Source organism: Flavobacterium sp. ARAG 55.4 (assembly GCF_051846875.1).
Lineage (GTDB): Bacteria > Bacteroidota > Bacteroidia > Flavobacteriales > Flavobacteriaceae > Flavobacterium > Flavobacterium plantiphilum.
This window is the reverse complement of record NZ_JBPYCT010000012.1, coordinates 124,105-142,954: the sequence shown is the minus strand read 5'-3', so window position 1 is coordinate 142,954 and position 18,850 is coordinate 124,105. Positions and strand designations below refer to the sequence as shown.

At 33.6% G+C, this 18,850-nt stretch carries 21 protein-coding genes; 13 read left to right on the top strand and 8 right to left on the bottom strand.

Annotated features, from left to right (window positions below):
• Window positions 1–44: 44 nt before the first annotated feature.
• From ACSV4D_RS14065 to ACSV4D_RS14035, 7 genes are all read left to right on the top strand, one after another.
• Window positions 45–1,007, top strand: coding sequence for an ion channel (locus tag ACSV4D_RS14065; RefSeq protein WP_439228754.1), 963 nt, complete (start codon window positions 45–47; stop codon window positions 1,005–1,007).
• 63 nt (window positions 1,008–1,070) lie between these two features.
• Complete coding sequence (locus tag ACSV4D_RS14060; RefSeq protein ID WP_439228753.1) at window positions 1,071–1,967, top strand: MerR family transcriptional regulator; 897 nt, start codon at window positions 1,071–1,073, stop codon at window positions 1,965–1,967.
• A 34-nt stretch (window positions 1,968–2,001) separates the two neighbouring features.
• Window positions 2,002–3,471, top strand: a complete 1,470-nt coding sequence (locus ACSV4D_RS14055; RefSeq protein WP_439228752.1) for a phytoene desaturase family protein — start codon at window positions 2,002–2,004, stop codon at window positions 3,469–3,471.
• A gap of 2 nt (window positions 3,472–3,473) precedes the next feature.
• A complete protein-coding gene (locus ACSV4D_RS14050) occupies window positions 3,474–4,316 on the top strand; it encodes a phytoene/squalene synthase family protein (RefSeq protein WP_439228751.1) in 843 nt (280 codons plus the stop codon).
• Window positions 4,317–4,340: 24 nt separating this feature from the next.
• The gene (locus ACSV4D_RS14045; RefSeq protein WP_439228750.1) at window positions 4,341–4,781 is read left to right on the top strand and encodes a sterol desaturase family protein; all 441 of its coding nucleotides are present in this window, start codon (window positions 4,341–4,343) and stop codon (window positions 4,779–4,781) included.
• A 159-nt stretch (window positions 4,782–4,940) separates the two neighbouring features.
• The gene (locus tag ACSV4D_RS14040) at window positions 4,941–5,399 is read left to right on the top strand and encodes an SRPBCC family protein (protein ID WP_439228749.1); all 459 of its coding nucleotides are present in this window, start codon (window positions 4,941–4,943) and stop codon (window positions 5,397–5,399) included.
• Window positions 5,400–5,401: 2 nt separating this feature from the next.
• Entirely contained in the window at window positions 5,402–6,697 is a 1,296-nt protein-coding gene (locus ACSV4D_RS14035; RefSeq protein ID WP_439228748.1) for a cryptochrome/photolyase family protein, read from the top strand.
• A gap of 144 nt (window positions 6,698–6,841) precedes the next feature.
• Here the strand turns inward: ACSV4D_RS14035 and ACSV4D_RS14030 are convergent, their stop codons facing one another.
• From ACSV4D_RS14030 to ACSV4D_RS14010, 5 genes are read right to left on the bottom strand one after another with little or no spacing between them, the layout of a single operon-like run.
• Window positions 6,842–8,260, bottom strand: coding sequence for an SDR family oxidoreductase (locus ACSV4D_RS14030; RefSeq protein ID WP_439228747.1), 1,419 nt, complete (start codon window positions 8,258–8,260; stop codon window positions 6,842–6,844).
• 4 nt (window positions 8,261–8,264) lie between these two features.
• Window positions 8,265–8,948 carry an SDR family NAD(P)-dependent oxidoreductase gene (locus ACSV4D_RS14025; RefSeq protein ID WP_439228746.1) on the bottom strand — a complete coding sequence of 228 codons (684 nt, stop codon included), beginning with the start codon at window positions 8,946–8,948 and terminating at the stop codon, window positions 8,265–8,267.
• Window positions 8,949–8,968: 20 nt separating this feature from the next.
• Complete coding sequence (locus ACSV4D_RS14020) at window positions 8,969–9,247, bottom strand: TIGR03643 family protein (RefSeq protein ID WP_439228745.1); 279 nt, start codon at window positions 9,245–9,247, stop codon at window positions 8,969–8,971.
• Complete coding sequence (locus ACSV4D_RS14015; RefSeq protein ID WP_439228744.1) at window positions 9,237–10,547, bottom strand: ABC1 kinase family protein; 1,311 nt, start codon at window positions 10,545–10,547, stop codon at window positions 9,237–9,239. The genes ACSV4D_RS14020 and ACSV4D_RS14015 overlap by 11 nt, the downstream gene beginning before the upstream one ends.
• Window positions 10,544–11,206: a TetR family transcriptional regulator C-terminal domain-containing protein gene (locus tag ACSV4D_RS14010; protein ID WP_439228743.1), complete on the bottom strand. Its 663-nt coding sequence runs from the start codon at window positions 11,204–11,206 to the stop codon at window positions 10,544–10,546. The genes ACSV4D_RS14015 and ACSV4D_RS14010 overlap by 4 nt, the downstream gene beginning before the upstream one ends.
• A gap of 111 nt (window positions 11,207–11,317) precedes the next feature.
• Here ACSV4D_RS14010 and ACSV4D_RS14005 point away from each other — a divergent pair, with 111 nt between their 5' ends.
• Complete coding sequence (locus tag ACSV4D_RS14005; protein ID WP_439228742.1) at window positions 11,318–12,232, top strand: TIGR01777 family oxidoreductase; 915 nt, start codon at window positions 11,318–11,320, stop codon at window positions 12,230–12,232.
• Here the strand turns inward: ACSV4D_RS14005 and ACSV4D_RS14000 are convergent, their stop codons facing one another.
• Both ACSV4D_RS14000 and rmuC read right to left on the bottom strand, forming a co-directional pair.
• Window positions 12,233–12,769 (bottom strand): YceI family protein, encoded by a 537-nt coding sequence (locus ACSV4D_RS14000; RefSeq protein ID WP_439228741.1) that lies wholly within the window; start codon window positions 12,767–12,769, stop codon window positions 12,233–12,235. It abuts the gene before it with no gap.
• A gap of 143 nt (window positions 12,770–12,912) precedes the next feature.
• On the bottom strand, window positions 12,913–14,283 hold the full coding sequence (rmuC, locus tag ACSV4D_RS13995; RefSeq protein WP_439228740.1) for a DNA recombination protein RmuC: 1,371 nt from the start codon (window positions 14,281–14,283) through the stop codon (window positions 12,913–12,915).
• Window positions 14,284–14,434: 151 nt separating this feature from the next.
• Here rmuC and ACSV4D_RS13990 point away from each other — a divergent pair, with 151 nt between their 5' ends.
• The 5 genes from ACSV4D_RS13990 to ACSV4D_RS13970 all read left to right on the top strand — a co-directional run bounded on the left by ACSV4D_RS13990 (window position 14,435) and on the right by ACSV4D_RS13970 (window position 18,000).
• On the top strand, window positions 14,435–14,845 hold the full coding sequence (locus ACSV4D_RS13990) for a hypothetical protein (protein WP_439228739.1): 411 nt from the start codon (window positions 14,435–14,437) through the stop codon (window positions 14,843–14,845).
• Between the two features lie 44 nt (window positions 14,846–14,889).
• Window positions 14,890–15,441 carry an RNA polymerase sigma factor gene (locus ACSV4D_RS13985; protein WP_408082577.1) on the top strand — a complete coding sequence of 184 codons (552 nt, stop codon included), beginning with the start codon at window positions 14,890–14,892 and terminating at the stop codon, window positions 15,439–15,441.
• 23 nt (window positions 15,442–15,464) lie between these two features.
• Window positions 15,465–16,844 carry a hypothetical protein gene (locus ACSV4D_RS13980; protein ID WP_439228738.1) on the top strand — a complete coding sequence of 460 codons (1,380 nt, stop codon included), beginning with the start codon at window positions 15,465–15,467 and terminating at the stop codon, window positions 16,842–16,844.
• Window positions 16,845–16,909: 65 nt separating this feature from the next.
• Window positions 16,910–17,494: a pseudouridine synthase gene (locus tag ACSV4D_RS13975; protein WP_439228737.1), complete on the top strand. Its 585-nt coding sequence runs from the start codon at window positions 16,910–16,912 to the stop codon at window positions 17,492–17,494.
• 41 nt (window positions 17,495–17,535) lie between these two features.
• Entirely contained in the window at window positions 17,536–18,000 is a 465-nt protein-coding gene (locus tag ACSV4D_RS13970) for a tRNA (cytidine(34)-2'-O)-methyltransferase (protein WP_439228736.1), read from the top strand.
• Window positions 18,001–18,064: 64 nt separating this feature from the next.
• On the opposite strand, the gene ACSV4D_RS13965 is transcribed toward ACSV4D_RS13970, so the two are convergent.
• Entirely contained in the window at window positions 18,065–18,850 is a 786-nt protein-coding gene (locus ACSV4D_RS13965) for an ABC transporter ATP-binding protein (protein ID WP_439228735.1), read from the bottom strand.

Genomic DNA, 18,850 nt, shown 5'->3' with positions numbered 1-18,850 from the left:
AGGGGCTTTTGTTAAATTTACAGAAAAATCAACCCGGAAAGCAAATGGCCTTTTTAAATAAAATTAACCTGAAAGCGGTATTAGACAGAAATACAGGATTTGGTACCAATGCAAATAGTTACGGTGGTCGTTTTGTAAATAAAGACGGAACTGCTAATGTTCAGAAACAGGGAATGCATTTTTTGCATCGTATCAGTTGGTATCATACGATGATTGATATGCCGATTTGGAAGTTTATGTCGGTTATATTTATTTTTTATTTACTCATAAATTTATTTTTTGCATCAGTCTATTTTGCTATAGGAATTGAACACCTCGATGGTATCCCGGGAACAGATAGCAATTGGGTTAAATTTGGTCAGGCTTATTTTTTCAGTGCGCAAACATTTACCACTGTTGGTTATGGTCATATAAGTCCGGTTGGTTTTTTTACCAGTTTACTTGCGGCTGCGGAAGCCTTGGTGGGTTTACTCAGTTTTGCTATTGCTACAGGTTTGTTTTTTGGAAGATTTAGTAAGCCAACAGCTTTTTTAAAATTTTCACACAATGCACTTATTGCACCCTATGGTGATATTTCGGGATTGATGATCCGGATGACACCTTTTAAAAACACTAATTTTACTGATGCCGAAGCAAAAATGACCTTAGGGATGAGTGTTGAGGAGAACGGCATAAAAGTCAATAGATTTTATTCCTTAAACCTGGAGCTGGAAAAAATTAATTCATTGACTTTGAGTTGGACTTTAGTACATCCTATAACCCAGGAAAGTCCTTTGTATCAGTTCAACAAAGAAGATTTTGAAAATGTCAGAGGGGAGATTTTTGTTTATATTAAAACTTTTGATGATATGTTTTCAAACACAGTTGCTACCAGAACGTCGTATACTTTTGACGAAATTATTTATGGAGCTAAGTTTGTGAACATGTATTACAGAAGTGATGATAATTCTAAAACTATTCTGGATTTAGATAAGTTAAATGAATATGAAGAAGTGGTCTTTAATTAGTTCGTGACTAATAAGGTTTGTAAAAATAAAAACATATATTTGTTTAATCTTATTTTGAAATAGATGAACAATATAAAAAATGTTTTTAGTATCAAAGATCTTGAAAATCTATCAGGAATAAAGGCGCATACAATACGGATATGGGAAAAAAGATATCAGATTCTGGAACCCATGAGAACAGATACGAATATACGGTTGTATGACTTGGTGAGTTTGCAAAAACTACTGAATATTACTTTTCTGCATGAATATGGTTATAAGATTTCTAAAATAGCCACGTATAAAGAAGCTGAAATTCCTCAGCTAGTCAATCAGATTGTCTCAGCTAAAAATTCTAAAAATCATGCTTTGAGTGCTTTCAAAATGGCAATGATGAACTTTGATCAGCAATTATTTTTTAATACTTATGATTGGTTAGCAGCCGAAAAATCTTTTCAGGAAATTTTTTTAGATGTTTTTATTCCGCTTTTAGAAGAGATAGGGGTTTTGTGGCAAACAGATACTATAACGCCTGCTCATGAACATTTTATTAGTTATTTAGTACGTCAGAAAATAGTTTTAAATTCAGAAAAACTTCAGATTTTAAATCCTGTCCGTCAGGATAAAGTTTTTGTGTTGTCACTTCCGTTAAATGAAATTCACGAACTGGGTTTAATGTATCTGCATTATGAAATTCTTTCAAAAGGATATAAAAGTATCTATTTAGGAGAAAGTATGCCGATACAAAATTTAAAAGATCTTAAAAAACATTTTGATAATATTGTCTATGTTTCTTATTTGACCATTAAACCGGACAGAGATCAGATTAATAATTATATTGAAGAAATGGTGGAGGAGTTGCATGGTGATGAAACGGAGTTGTGGTTTACAGGAAGATTAGTTTCGTTAATTAATTCAGAAAAAGTAAAAGATAAAATTACTGTTATTGATTCCATTTCGGATTTTAATTCTAAGCTGTAGTTTTGTTTAGTGTTTTTGTATATTTGTTAAACAAATGAAAAAGAAAATTACAATAATAGGATCTGGTTTTTCAGCATTATCTGCTGCTTGTTATTTGGCAAAAAGCGGTCATGAAGTATTGGTCTTTGAAAAGAACGGGACAATAGGGGGAAGGGCAAGACAGCTAAAAAAAGACGGCTTTACTTTTGATATGGGACCAAGCTGGTATTGGATGCCGGATGTTTTTGAGCGTTTCTTTGCTGATTTTGGAAAAACAACAACTGATTATTATGAGCTTATAAAGCTGTCTCCGGCCTATCGGGTCTATTTTGGAATCAATGAATTCATAACCATAGCAGATAATCTGGATGAAATAGCGGCGACTTTTGAAAATACAGAAGAAGGGAGCGGTAAACAGCTTAGGGCTTTTATTGCAGGGGCTAAAAGTAATTATGATATTGCCATTAAAGATTTGGTGTATCGGCCGGGAGTTTCTCCATCAGAATTAATCACCGTAGAAACGACGAAGAAAATCGGACAGTTTTTTAGCAACATCAGTCGGGATGTTCGCAAAAAATTCAAGAATGAAAAACTCATTCAGATTTTAGAATTTCCTGTTTTATTTCTTGGAGCCAAACCTTCTGATACACCTTCTTTTTACAGCTTTATGAATTACGCCGATTTTGGTCTGGGGACCTGGCATCCTAAAACAGGAATGTTTGATGTAGTTCGGGCAATGGAAAGTTTAGCAACAGAATTAGGGGTACAGTTTTTTGTCAATTCGAATATTGAAAAAATAGTTGTCGAAAATAAAACAGCCACGGCTATTATTGTAAATGGTAAAAAAATAGCGTCTGATTTGGTTTTAAGTGGCGCCGATTACCATCATACAGAAACTTTACTAGATACAGAGCACAGAATGTATTCAGAACAGTACTGGGAAAGTCGTGTTTTTGCACCCTCATCTTTATTGTTTTATGTAGGTTTTAATAAAAAATTAAAAAACATTTCACATCATGCGTTATTTTTTGATACTGATTTCAATCAGCATGCAAAAGATATTTATGATCAACCTAAATGGCCGGACGAGCCTTTGTTTTATGCAAACTTTCCTTCGTTGACTGATAAAACAGCTGCACCCGAAGGAATGGAATCAGGTTTTTTCTTAGTACCGCTTGCACCGGGTATTAATGATTCCGAAGCATTAAGAGAACAGTATTTTGATAAAATAATCGAACGTTTTGAGATTATTACGCAGCAAAATATTAAAGATAATATTATATTTAAGCAATCCTTTTGCAAAAATGATTTTGTAGAACAATACAATTCGTATAAAGGAAATGCATACGGAATGGCAAATACTTTATTACAAACAGCTTTTTTAAGGCCAAAACTTAAAAGTAAAAAAGTTCGTAATTTATATTTCACAGGACAATTAACAGTTCCGGGACCAGGTGTTCCTCCGGCATTAATATCCGGAAAATTAGTATCTGATTTGATAGATAAACAATTTCTAAAAGTATAGTTATGAAGCAGTTATTTGATGATGTTTCCTTTAAATGCAGTAAATTAGTAACAAAGAATTACAGTACTTCTTTTTCTTTGGCAGTTTATATGCTTTCACCAAGTATCAGAGATGCTATTTACAGTATTTATGGTTTTGTACGTTTTGCTGACGAAATTGTAGATTCGTTCCACGGTTTTGAAAAAGAAACGCTGATTAATGATTTCGAAAAAGAATATTACAAAGCGTATCATTCCGGGATTAGTCTGAATCCGATTTTAAATTCTTTTCAGCATACCGTCAAACAATATAATATTGATGACAATTTAATTCAGGCTTTTTTAAAAAGTATGAAAATGGACCTCGTTAAATTAGATTATGAGTCAAAAGCTGAATACGAAGAATACATTTATGGTTCAGCTGATGTAGTGGGACTGATGTGTTTAAAAGTATTTGTTGACGGAAAAGAATCTAAATACGAAGCTTTAAAAGCCGAAGCCATGCGATTGGGATCTGCTTTTCAAAAAGTAAATTTCCTGCGCGATTTAAGAGATGATAATCTTATTTTAAACCGCAATTATTTTCCCGGAGTAGATTTAAAATCATTTGATGAAAATGCTAAAAAAGCAATTATCAATGAAATAAAAGAAGATTTTAGAATTGCTTATCAGGGAATTGTGAAATTACCCATAGAAGCAAAATTTGGCGTCTACACTGCATATGTATACTATAAAAAATTGCTTAAAAAACTGGAAAGTACACCCTGTCACGATATAGGAAATGCCAGAATCAGAGTTTCTAATTATACTAAAGCAACACTCTTAGCCCAATCGTTTGTTACTTATAAATTGCGACTGATTGAATAAATAACCGATTTTAAAAACTAAAAAATGATTTATTTTTTAATTACAATAGCTGTTTTTTTATTGATGGAATGTGTCACCTGGCTCACGCATAAGTATATCATGCACGGACTTATGTGGTATTTTCATGAAGACCATCATCAGCCTAAATACGAACATGTGTTTGAACGCAACGACATTTTTTTTGTAATTTTTGCGATTCCCAGCATCGTACTTTTTTATTACGGAGTAGAGGGCGGCATAAATTACCTTTTTTTCATTGGTCTCGGCATTACTCTTTACGGAATTTGTTACTTTCTGATTCACGATGTTCTGATTCACCAGCGATTCAAGTGGTTCAGGAATACAAAAAACAAATATTTAATAGGTTTAAGAAAAGCGCATAAAGTACACCACAAGCATTTAGGAAAGGAAGACGGCGAATGTTTCGGAATGCTTTTTGTGCCTTTCAAGTACTACAAAATGTAGCATAATTTGGGCGTGTCCTTTTTTGAAAAAAACAAGAAAAATGTTTTTTCAAAAAAAGGTCGGGCTATTCGTTACAATCTTTATGTTTTTAAAGAAAAAACATAAAGGATTTTCACTACTATCCCTCACGCAACTCACTTTGTCTGAAAAAACAAACTCATGAAAGTATATTCAAAACAAACAATCCAACATGTCAATGCTACCCTTGAAGAATGTTGGGCATTTTTTTCCAGTCCGGCTAATTTGCAAAAAATAACACCGCAATCCATGGGGTTTCAAATCACTGATTTTGATGGGAAAAGTATGTATGCAGGTCAAATTATTCAATACAAAGTATCACCACTTTTAGGAATTCAATTACCCTGGGTTACCGAAATCACTTTTGTAAAGGAAAATAATTACTTTATAGACGAACAACGTTTTGGACCTTATACTTTATGGCATCACAAACACTTTTTTGAGCCCGCAGAAAAAGGAGTAAAAATGACTGATTTAGTACATTATGCTTTGCCATTGGGTTTCATTGGGCGTATCATGAATACGCTGGTGGTTAAAAATAAACTCAAAGAAATTTTTGAATACCGCGAACAAAAAATTAATGAAATCTTTAATAATTAGTGATGAGTAAAGCAACTGTTTCTTTTTTCTGGTTTCGACGGGATTTACGGTTAGAAGACAATATTGGATTGTTTCACGCTTTAAAATCTGATTTTCCGGTAATTCCCTTATTTATTTTTGATGAAGCTATTTTAGACAGTTTACCTAAGGATGATGCCAGAGTAGGGTTTATTTATGAAACACTTTCTAAAATAAATTCAGAATTGAACCAAACAGAGAGTTCATTATTAATAAAAAAAGGAAAAACCCGTCAAGTCTGGCAAGGGCTCCTTGAAGAATTTGATATCAAAGAAGTTTTTTTTAATAAAGATTATGAACCTTACGCTAGAGAAAGGGACGAAAGTATTTGCCAGTTATTAGAAGCGCATCAATGCATCACTTTTTCTTTTAAAGACCAGGTAATTTTTGAAGAAAAAGAAATCACAAAAGCTGACGGTTTGCCTTATACGGTTTACACGCCTTATAAAAATAAATGGCTGGAAAAATACCATCAGGAAAACCCCATCCGGGAATATGATACTTCTCAGCTCTTTTCTAATTTTTATAAAAGCAATTTCGATTTTCCTTCTTTGGGACAAATTGGGTTCGTAGAAAGTTCTATAAAAGTACAAGCCTATGAACTTGATAATATAGATAATTATCAGGAAACACGTGATTTTCCGGCTGTTGATTCCACTTCGTATTTGTCTCCACATTTGCGTTTTGGAACGGTAAGTATCCGAAAAATGGTCAATTTTGCTGCAAAAACCAATGCTGTTTTTTTAAGCGAATTAATCTGGAGAGAGTTTTTTATGCAAATTCTCTATCATTTTCCTAAGGTAGTAACACAGAATTTCAAATCAGCTTATGATGGAATCCAGTGGCGTAATAACGAAGAAGATTTCAAACGCTGGTGTACGGGGACGACTGGCTATCCTATGGTGGATGCAGGAATGCGACAGCTGAACGAAACCGGGTATATGCACAATCGGGTCCGTATGGTTGTAGCGAGTTTTCTTTGCAAGCATTTGATGATTCAATGGCAATGGGGTGAAGCTTATTTTGCCGAAAAATTATTGGATTATGATTTATCGGCGAATGTTGGAAACTGGCAATGGGCAGCGGGAACGGGTTGTGATGCTGCACCTTATTTCAGGGTTTTTAACCCGGAGATTCAATTGAAAAAATTTGATGAAAAAGGAATTTACGTCCGCAAATGGATTTCGGAATTCGATTTGGGATACGGCGAACCTATGGTTGATCATGCCTTTGCAAGACACAGAGCGATTGCAACTTACAAAGCTGGAATCTTGAAATGATTTTGTTTCTTTTTAATCAAGCAAAAAAGAAAATTAGTAAACCATAATTTTACTTATAAAACGGTATTGGTTACAAAAAAAGAATCTTCTCTATTTTAGTTTTTTGATCAGATTCCTACTCCGGTGCAATGACAACAATGGCGACTATTTTATCAATCTCTTCAACATTCCCTCAAAAATAAACCCATGGAATGGTAAAACGGAATACCAGTACAGTTTTCCTAAAATTCCCTTAGGTCTAAATGTCGCCGATTGATACAGTGTGTTTCCAATAATTTTGAATTCGAGCCAGGCTTCTCCCGGAAGTTTCATTTCGGCAAATAAGATTAATTTTCCTTCCTCTTTGTTAGCATATAAAACCCGCCAAAAATCCAATACATCACCCGAATGAAGGTTACGTTTGTTAGTTCGTCCGCGTCGTAGTCCTACACCGCCAAATATTTTGTCCATAAAGCCTCTGATATTCCATAACCAACTACCATAATACCATCCTGTTTCTCCGCCAATAGACCAAATGCGATTGATAGTAAATTCACGGTTTATGATTTCTTTTTTGCGTCTGTCAATAAAACAATCTTTTTTAGGCACTTTTAGATATTCACTAAGATTGTTTTTAAAGCGTCCGCTAATTAAGGAGTCTTTCCAGCTTGATGCAACCTGATCTTCTTCTATTTTCATCAAAGCTTTGGATAATGCTTTGTCATAGGACATAGGTTTTACTTTCAATAATTCATTGATTTTAGTATCCTTGCATATCACTTCCACTTTCATGCTGCTTACTAATGCGGTAGCTAATTTATAAGAGGTTGAAGTTACAAAATACAACCAGTACGATGACAGTTTTGGTGTCATTACGGGCACCGTAAATATCCATCGGCGTAGATTTTTTGCTTTGGCGAAAGCCAGAAGCATTTCTTTATAAGTGAGAATATCAGGACCTCCAATATCAAAATTCTGATTGTACGTGAGTGGATTCAATAATGATTTGGTCAGGAATTCTAACACATCATTGATGGCAATTGGCTGACATTTGGTATTGAGCCATTTAGGCGTAATCATCACGGGAAGTTTGTTGACCAAATCCCGGATAATTTCAAATGATGCGCTTCCGGAACCGACTATAATTCCTGCTCTTAAGGTAGTCATGGCAAAAGTTCCCGAATTGAGAATCTCTTCTACTTGTTTTCGTGATGATAAATGTTTGGATAATGATTTGTCATTGACAATTCCGCTCAGATAAATCACTTGTCCGGCTTGAGTCTGATTGATTCTTTCTGTAAAGTTTTCAGCCGAAATTCTTTCCAGTTCATCATAATTATCCGAAGATCCGGACATGGAATGAATCAGGTAATAAGCTGCATCAATGGATTCAGGAATATTTAATAAGCTTTCTTTTTTTAGAAAATCAACTTCAATAACTTGTATGTTTTCTTTAAATTCAACAGGGATATAAAATCTGTTTTTATCTCTTACACAGCATACCACATTATGACCTTTTGATACAAGAAGAGGTAAAAGTCGTTTTCCAATGTAGCCCGTGGCACCTGTTAAAAGGATTTTCATGGTGTTATATCTTAAATGTTACGATGCCGTAGTCCATTTCAAAAATCTGTCCTGAAATTGATTTTGCCTTTTCTGAAATTAAAAAATCAGCCATTTGAGCTACTTCATTAGGTTGCAGATAGTCTTTCATGGGATGACGCTGAATCATATTTTCTTTCATCCGTTCATTTCTCAGGATATTCGAAGACAGGGAAGTTTCCGTTATCGTGGGAGCAATGGCATTGATTCTTACTGTCGAAGCTAATTCGGCTCCCAATGATTTTACCAACCCTTCAACTCCTGCTTTTGCGGAAGCAATGCTGCTATGAAAAGGCATTCCTAGTTTTACCGCAACTGTGCTAAAGAGTAAGATTGATGGATTGTTTCCTTTTTTTAAAGCAGCTAAGTATTTCTGAATGGTTTTTACTGCTCCAATTACATTGATTTCAAAATCATTCCTGAAATCCTCTATGCTTAAATTTCCGAAGGGTTTGAGATTAATAGATCCCGGACAATAAATAAGAGTGTCAACAGTTTCAATTTCCGGAAGCTCATCCTTCAAAACATCAACCGTAAAATGCTTGAGGTTTGGATGAATATTCTCAGGTGCAGATCTGCTGAGGTTATAAACAAAATTATTTTCTAATTGTTGCAACAATACAGCATTTCCAATCCCTTTACTTCCACCAATGATTACAATGTTTTTCATTTTAAATTTCTGTTGTTGAATTATCTTTTTGAAATTTTATTTTTATTAATCTGTCTCTGTCTGCTGCATTTAAAACGCCCTTCTGTAAAACTTCTTAGCTTCTCATGTTTAGTTTTACGAGCTTGCACTCTTTTCCGCCACATTTTAAAACTTGATGACTTCATTTCACGACGCATCAAATTAATAACCTGTTCTTCTTTTAAACCAAATTGCAACTCTATAGCCTCAAAAGTGGTACGGTCTTCCCAGGCCATTTCAATGATGCGGTCTTTATCTAAGTCAGAAAATTCAATTTTCATCTTGATATTTTAAATAATTATTAACCACAATTTTAGCCTTCAGGTCGAACATCAGGTTGTATAAACCAAAGAAAGTTCTGTTCATATAAATAAAATGTTTGGAGCCGCGGTTTCCATTCATTTTTTTAAGATTGGTATCTTTAGAAAAACGTTCTCCTAATTGAGCTATGTTAGCAAAGAATATTTCATCTGAAAAATCAAAAGTTTCCGTTTGGAAGGGTTTGGTAAAAAGAGATAGTAAATCATAGAACATTTGGGTGAAATAAGTAATTTCTTTCGGAGTGTCATCCGTTCTCAGGATTTCTAGTTCGAATAATTTTTTTCGAAAAAGTTCAGTATCATCAATAATATCTTTATTGATGAGTTCGAAATAAGGAATGTAAAAGTCATTCGGAATTTGTTTCATGCATCCAAAATCAAGAGCTACCAATTCCTTTTTATCATTAATCAGGAAATTTCCCGGATGCGGATCAGCATGAACTTTTTTCAGAATATGAATTTGGTACATGTAAAAATCCCAAAGTGCTTGACCTGTTTTATTAGCAATTTCCGGATTTGAATTTTTAAATTCTGATAAATGTACTCCTGTCATCCAGTCCATTGTAATAATTTTCTCTGAAGAAAACTCAGGATAATATTCCGGAAAAACCAGATTCTCTATTTTTTTACAAGCCTCTGCTACTTCCTTACTTTGTTTAAGTTCCAGTAAATAGTTGGTCTCTTCAATTAGTTTATCTTCTACTTCTTTAAAATATTTATCGGAATCTTTTCCCTGCAGATTAAACATTCGGATAGCTATTGGTTTAACCAGAGCCAAATCAGAAGAAATGCTGTTAGCCACACCAGGATATTGGATTTTTACTGCTAGTTTTTTGTTGTCTTTTACTGCAAGATGCACCTGACCAATACTCGCCGCATTGACTGAATCAGCATTAAATTCATCAAAAATTTCATAAGGCGTTTTGCCAAAATTAGATTTGAAGGTTTTTAAAACTAATGGTGCCGAAAGCGGTGGAACAGAAAACTGCGACAATGAAAATTTTTCTACGTAAGCCTGAGGCAGGAAATTCTTGTCCATGCTCAGCATTTGTGCCACTTTAAGCGCACTTCCTTTCAGGCTCTTTAATCCGTCATAAATATCTTCAGCATTATTCTCGTTTAATTTATCACGGCTTAAGTCAGAATTGACTATTTTTTCACCATAATATTTTAAATAATTAACACCTATTTTAGCTCCGGTTTGTACCAGTTTGGTTGCGCGCTCAATTTTTGAAGTGGGGATATAATCGATTGTTTTCATGAGTTATGTTGCATTTTTTCTTTAAAAATAAATTTTCCAAAATCGATTAAGCTATTGAGAGGTGCTACATTTATTAATTCAAAACTTAATTTCACGGATTTTTCAATATAAACATCGGTTTTTTCAAAATTAGGAGAACCGTCTTCAAGCCAGAATTTTAATGTGAATAGAAATTGAATCCATGCACTTTCCTGAATTGCTTTTTCCTGAAATTCCTGTATTTTTTCTTGTTGAATTCTTACTTCGTCTGAAGTGATTCCGGCAATGAAATTTTTAAAATGAGTTCTTAAGCCTGAAAGCTGCATCAGGTTTTTTAACTGATTCTTGTTTTCGTTCAGACTCATTGTAACATAACTTCTGTTAGCAGCCAGTAGTTCGAAAAATGTAAAGTAAAAACTTAATAGTTTACTTTTCATATCATACGATTCGTAGTTTGGATCTTTAGAAAGCAATTCAACCGTTTTTTGTAAAAACAAAGTATAGATTTCTTTTTCGATACTTTCTAAATTCCCAAAGAATGTATAAAATTCTGCTTCTGTAAATCCATTTATTTTAGAAAAGAGATATACTGATTTTGGTTTTTCATTGTGTTCTAATGTGTAATCCATATACATGGATACAACTGCGTCTTTAGTGAGTTTTATTTTTTTAGTTGCCATTTTTTATAAGTTTTATTTAGAATATAAAGATAATGAATTGTTTAACCATAATGTGTTAATGTTAAACAAAATAAGTTTGTATCTTTGAAATAAACTGCAAAAAGTGATTTTATGAAAAAAAACATACTGATAAGCGGGGGAACTGGATTTGTTGGAAGGCATCTAACGAAATTGTTAGTTGCCAATGGCTTTTCGGTTTCTATCTTGAGCAGGACAAAAAAAGAAAATACCGAAACTGTTTTTTACTATACATGGGATGTTGAAAAACAAACGATGGAAGAAGAGGCAGTTCAAAAAGCAGATTATATTATTCATTTATCAGGTGCTAATATTGCTGGAAAACCCTGGACTAGTAAGCGTAAAAAAGAAATTGTAGCGAGCAGAGAACAAGCTGCAAAATTGCTGTATGTCACATTGGTAAAAATGAATAAACAAATAGAAGCTTTTGCTTCCGCATCAGCAGTAGGAATTTATGGTGCTATGAACGGTCGGGCTATTTGCCATGAAGAAATGCAGCCTGCAAATGATTTCTTAGGATTGACTTGTCAGAAATGGGAAGCAGCGGCTGATACTTTTGAGAAAGTAGGAATTAGAACTGTAAAAATTCGTACTGGTTTAGTGATGGGTGAAAATGTTGGTTTTTTAAAAAAATTAGCTCCTGTTTTTAAATTTAAACTGGGAGCTGTTTTAGGTTCCGGAAAACAATACATGCCCTGGATTCATATTGATGATTTGTGCAGGATATATTTAGAAGCCATACAAAATCCGGAAATGCGAGGAGCTTATAATGCGGCTGTTTCTGATGATACTACTAATGAGTCATTTTCAAGGGTTCTAGCAAAAGTGTATGGATATAAATTATGGTTGCCTAATGTCCCTTCATTTTTGATCCGATTAGTTTTGGGCGAAATGTCTAAATTGCTTTTAACAGGGAGAAGAGTTTCCAATGCAAAAATCAGGACACTCGGTTTTGAATTCAGACATACCAATTTAGAAGCTACACTGAAAGATTGTTTGGTCGTATGATTATTGAAGTTCAGCATTGACTGATACATTTACATTTTTAGATATTTTGCTGCGTACTATAAAAGGAATGTCAATCTTAAAATCATCAGTGTTTAATGTAAAATCAGATTGAATGGAAATTTTATCTTTGTTTGTTTTATAAAGTGTTGCAGGCACTCTGATGTTTTTAGTTACACCATGAATGTTGATTTTTCCTTTAATGTAATATTCATTTGGTATGTCATTGATTTTTTGAAAAGATAATTTTTCAATTTGACCTTTAAAAATGGCTTTTGGATATTTTTTGCTTTCCATATAATTAGCGTTAAAATGATCCTGCATCAGACTTCTTTCAAATTGAAAATCCTGAATTAGCGTCACAAAAGTAATATTCCCGTTTTTAGTATTGAAAAACACATGAAGTTTATTGTTTTCTGCCGCTACTGCTTCATAAAAAGGAACTGAAGCCTCAAAAGTAATCCTGCCATTAGTTGTCATTTTCTTGTCCTGAGCAACTATTGGAAAACTTAAAAAAAATAAAAGTACTATTTTTTTCATGGCAACTACAATTTTTCTACTTAAAGTTAGAAAAAAAATGCCAAAAATCCTAATAAAAAGAAATGAAATATACCTGAAATCAGTTCTTTTATTTCTCCTGAAAAAAGTAAAAAAAACTTTTTCGCTTTAAAAGCTGTAGCGGTTTAATCAATCAATTTATTGTCATCTTTTTGTGCCCGGGCCAGGATACTTTCCGGGAGTGCTTTTTTAGCTTTGGCTCCCATCTTTTTTAACTTTTCTACCCGTACGATTAGGTTTCCGCTGCCGTCCACCAGTTTGTTCATAGCTCCGCTATATTCGGTTTTTGTTTCGTCAATCTTTTTACCAATTTTAATCAAATCGGCTACAAAACCTTCAAATTTGTCATATAAAGCACCTGCCTGGCGCGCAATTTCAAAAGCATTTTCCTGTTGTTTCTGATTGGTCCACATACTGTCAATAGTACGTAAAGTGGCTAATAGTGTAGCCGGTGTAACAATTACAATGTTTTTTTCGAATGCCTTATTGTACATAGCGCTGTCTTCATTTAAGGCAATGGCAAAGGCGGGTTCGATAGGGATAAAAAGTAATACAAAATCAGGACTTTCTATCTGATATAAATCCTGATAACTTTTATTTCCTAATTGTTCTACATGTCGTTTGATGGAATTAACATGCTCTTTTAGATAAATAATTTTTAAAGCATCGTCTTCTTCATTGATGTATTTTTCATAAGCTGTCAGAGAAACTTTTGAATCCACAATCATCTTTTTTCCGTCAGGTAAATTAATCACCACATCAGGAAAAACACGATTTCCATCCTGAGAAGTAAAACTTTGTTGTACTTCATATTCGCGTCCTTTTTCCAGTCCTGATTTCTCCAGCACACGTTCTAAAACGAGTTCGCCCCAGTTTCCCTGCATTTTACTGTCACCTTTTAAAGCTTTTGTCAAATTCAGGGTTTCTTTACTCATCTGAAGATTCATTTCCCGTAATCCCAGAATTTGTTGGCGTAAAGCCGCATGGTAATCGATACTTTCTTTATGGGTATCTTCGACTTTCTTTTCGAATAACTGAATTTTATCCTGTAATGGAGACAAGATGTTTTTCATGTTTTCTTTATTCTGCTCTGTAAACTTATTCGATTTTTCGTCTAAAATTTTATTAGCCAGATTTTCAAATTCTTTGGTGAATTTCTCCTGTAATTTTTCTACTTCGTCTTTTTGTTCTTTGTTTCTTTCCCAGAGATTATCAAAATCTACTTCTTTTTTTGAAAGCTGGATGGCCAGACTGTCTTTTTCGTTTCGAATAGTTTCTTTTTCCTGATTACTGATTGCTAATTGTTTTTCAAACTGGATTTTCTCATTTGAAAGTTGTTCTCTCAATTGATTGATTTGTGAATTAAACGAAATTAATTTTTCTTCCAGACTTGTTTTTTCGGACAGAAAGCGAGCAGAAAACAGCAGTTTTCCAATAAAAATTCCAATGGAAAGAGCAATAATAAACGACAATAAAAACGGAAAAAGATCTGACATATAATAGTTTTACAGGTAAAGTAAGCAAAAATAAAGATTAATGATGATTCTGCCTCTTTTTTTATTCAAATCAGTATTACTTTTTTAAACTGTTTTAACGCAACCATTTATATACTTATCAATCTATTTATAACTAAACCGAATTCGTGTTATGAGAAAGCTAAGCATTTTGTTTTTGTCTGTTTTTATACTTTTTTTTGTCGTTTCAGGATGTAAAAATGAAGAAAACGAAACTCAAAATGTAACAGCTATTTACGGAACCTGGTATTGGAAACAATCCAGAGGAGGAATAAACGGAAAAGAGATAATAACTCCGCAGGGAACAGGAGTTGATAAGAAATTAGTTTTTAATACCAATAAAAAAGTGACTGTTTTTACTAATGAGGTAGAAACAGGAAATTATACTTATACAATCACAAAGGGAAACAGTATCTTTGATGATAAACAACATTATTTATTGACTTTTAATGATATGGCTTATGTAATTCAGTCACTTGATAATACGAATCTGAGTATCCAGGATAATTTTGCAGACGGGTATGTTTTGACATATACTAAGTGAATTTTTAATTTTGTTTCCGTTAAACTGTTTTAAGAGTTAATTTTTTGAAAGAACCATTAGACCATTATATCCGAAAATGTATCGAAAATGATAGAGGAGGACAACAGAAGATTTATCAGTTGTTTGCTCCTGTATTGTATGGTCTGTGTCTTAAATATATGAAGAATGAAGAGGATGCCAAAGATGTTTTTCAGGAAGCATTTGTGATTGCGTTTCAAAAAATGAGTCAATATAGGTTTGAAGGCAGTTTTGAAGGCTGGCTCAAACGGATTTTTATTAACAAGCTAATAGAAACTTTAAATAAGAGGAAAAGGGATGTTCTTTTTGTAGATGAAATGTATCAGGAAGATCTGGTCGATGATGAAGAGGATATAGTTTCTTTTTCACTTCCTCAGGAAAAATTATTAGAAATTATTCAGCAATTACCGGATCAGTACCGCTTAGTATTTAATCTGTATTTTTTTGAAAAAATGAAACATAAAGAAATTGCTGTTTTACTAAATATTTCAGAAGGAACTTCTAAATCTAATCTGAACAGGGCAAAAAGTAATTTACAAAAAAAAATAACAGCATTAATGGCTTCGAAAAATAGTTAAAAAAGAAGGCAACAAAAGATATTATGAAAAAAGATAACATAGAGAAACTATTTTCTTCACTGGAAGATTTTTCTAAAAATCCTCCGGATGATTTATGGATGGGGATTGAGGAAAAATTAGACCATCCTGATAAGAAAACAGCATTGCCTTATTGGTGGTTCGTTGCTGCAAGTTTAGTGATAGGTTTAGGACTTTTTATCACTTTTAATTCCGGCTCTAAAGACAATTTAATGACTAATCCTGTTAAGAATGGAGTCGTTAATCAGTTAAAATCCAGTGACAGCGAGGAAAAAGACAAGGTAAGTAATAAAGTGATTCCCAATAAAGGAAAACAAGAGAACATTATTAACAGTAAAATTTCAAATTCATTAGTTGAAAATGAAAATTCGGAAAAATCTTCGTCAGTAAATGAACCAACTGTTATAGTTAGAGAAAAAAATCAGCCGTCTCATAACGACAAAGCTGTTGTGATAACATCAAACAAAGATAATGTATCGTTTAAAGGTTCAGAAGAAAATAAAAATCAAATAAAAGACAACGGAATCGCTGAAAAAGGAAATCAAATTGCGGAATCAAATACAGCCAGTATAGAAAAAAAAGATGTTAAGATAAAAGATAATTTAGCTTCAGCAAGTTTGGAAGAAAATGCTCTGGCTGCTATTGCAAAAGGACAGGAAAATCAACAGAAAAAAGCAGTAATTGAAGATAGATGGTCATTGCAGGTGTTTGCGGGAGTAAATAGTTCTCAGAATTTAAAAAACCAAAAAACATTAGGGAATACGATTGAATCCCAAAAAGGGCATAGTTACGGTGTAAAAACAAATTACAAACTCAATAGCCGGTGGGCGGTAAGTACGGGTTTGAAAATAAGTGAATTAGGGCAGCAGGTGGCTAATGTTTCCTATGTGAATCAGTCTGAGAATCTCCTTAATATATCTAAGGCACCTTTTGCTTCACCGCAGGAAAAAGGAGCAATTTCTACTAATTCTAATTATTTATTTATACCTAACAACAATGCTGAAAAAAATACAGCTTTAGCCAGTACTACTTTTTATCAAAAAGGAGATTTATCTCAAAAAGTACAGTATATTGAAATGCCCATGGAGATTTCGTATGCTATTTTAAATAAAGGAAAAGCTAGAATCAACATGAATACCGGAGGATTTATAGGTAAAATGATTTCCAATAAAGTATTACTGGATAATAATCTGATTGGTGAAAATCAAGAAGTAAATGATGTGGTTTTTGGAACCGTTTTAAGCAGTACTTTACAGTATGAATTATTTAAAAAGACAAAAGTTTTTGTAGAACCGGGTATGAATTATTATACACAGCCAGTACAGAATCAGAATTTCAATCAGTTTCAGCTGATTTTAAATTTTGGATTGAATGTCTCTTTTTAAATCACTTCAAAAAGGAGTAAGACTGGGCTGATTTGTTTATTTTTGCGCTAAATTTTATTTAGCTCATGCCACATCAGCATTTTATTTTACATAAACCTTATGGCTATCTGAGTCAATTTATATATGAATTGAAACGGAAAAAGAAATTGTTGGGGGAATTACATGATTTTCCTGAGGGAACAATGGCTATTGGTCGTTTAGACGAAGATTCAGAAGGTTTATTATTACTCACAACTGATGGGAAAGTAAGTGAACAAATTCGTTCTAAGAAAGTCGATAAAGAATATTATGTTCAGGTAGACGGAATAATAACTCAGGAAGCTATTGAAGCACTTAAAAAAGGAGTTGAAATAGGTTTTAACGGGACTAAGTATATTACCAAACCCTGCGAAGCGCAATTCATAAAGGAAATTCCTAATTTTGGGGCCAGAGGAAAAAAAATCCGTGACGAGCGTCATGGACCCACTTCCTGGGCTTCGATAACGGTCAATGAAGGAAAGTTTCGTCAGGTGCGTAAAATGACTGCTGCTGTTGGATTTCCAACCTTACGATTGGTGCGTGTTCGGATAGGAAACGTTCATTTGAATGATTTACAATCAGGTGAAGTGATTGAAGTGGAAAATTTCAATAGCAATTTCAATGATATATAATGTCAAGGACAATAAACAAATAACCGAATAAACAAATCATAATGCTCAACATTGTTTTAGTAGAACCTGAAATACCTAATAATACCGGAAATATTGGTCGTTTGTGTGTAGGAACCGAAAGTCGTTTGCATCTGATACATCCGTTTGGATTTGTTATTAATGATAAAAATTTAAAACGCTCGGGTTTGGATTATTGGGTACATCTTGACGTGACTGAATATCAGAATGTAAGTGAATGGTTGGAACAGATTCCGGATCAATCACGGGTTTTTCTTATGAGTTCTCATGCGGAGCAATCGTATTTAGAAACCGAATTTCAGGATGGTGACTGGTTGGTTTTTGGGAAAGAAAGTGTTGGTTTGAGTACGGAATTTTTAGCTTTGTTTGATAAAAAAAATCAATTAAAAATTCCCATGTCTCCTTTAATCAGGAGTTTTAATATTGCTAATTCGGTGGCTTTTGTAGTTGGAGAAGCTAAAAGGCAGATTGCAGGAAGAAGAATTTAGAAAGCAGAAAGCAGAAAATAGATTTTCTTAGTAAACTTAGTGAAAAACTTTGTGCTCTTTGCTGTTAAGAAATTACAAACTTTCCTTTCGTAGCATCAAAAACAATATGTTCATCTTTGAACAATGTATTAAAACTTCCTTTTGCAATAAAATTGCAAGGTTCATCCTGCATCACAGTTTCAGGAGTCATGATAATCATTTCGTCGCTTAATTGAATCGCCATATCAATATCATGAGTAGAAAATAAAATACATTTTTGAGTCTCCTGAGTGAGTTTTTTCAGAAGTTTAAATAAGGCAACTTTATGTAATAAATCCAAATGTGTGGTAGGCTCATCTAAAATAATCAAAGGTGTGTCCTGTGCAAGAGCTCTTGCTACCAGAACTTTTTGTAATTGTCCGTCGCTGATTTCATAATGTTTTTTGGAAGCCAGATGTTCAATTTGGGTAAGTGCTAATGCCTGATTCACTTTTTCAGTATCTCCAGTTGTTAAGGTACCTATCCAGTTAGTGTACGGCTGCCTGCCCAGTGCGACCAGTTCAAATACCGTGAGATTACTAGGGGGTAATTTCTCAGTCAGAACAAGACTTAAATTTTTGGCTAAAGCCAAAGCATTCATTTGGTGCACGTTGTTTTCGTTTAAAAAAACTGTTCCGGAAATTGTTTTTTGAATTCCGGTAATGGTGCGTAATAAAGTCGATTTTCCAACACCATTAGCACCAATAAGAGCAATGAGTTTCCCTTTTTCTAAGGTCAGGTCGATATCAGAAGCTATTATGGTCTGTTCTTTTTTATCCGAATAACCAATGCTTATATTGCTTGCTTGTAATATGGTTTGAGATGGAATCAT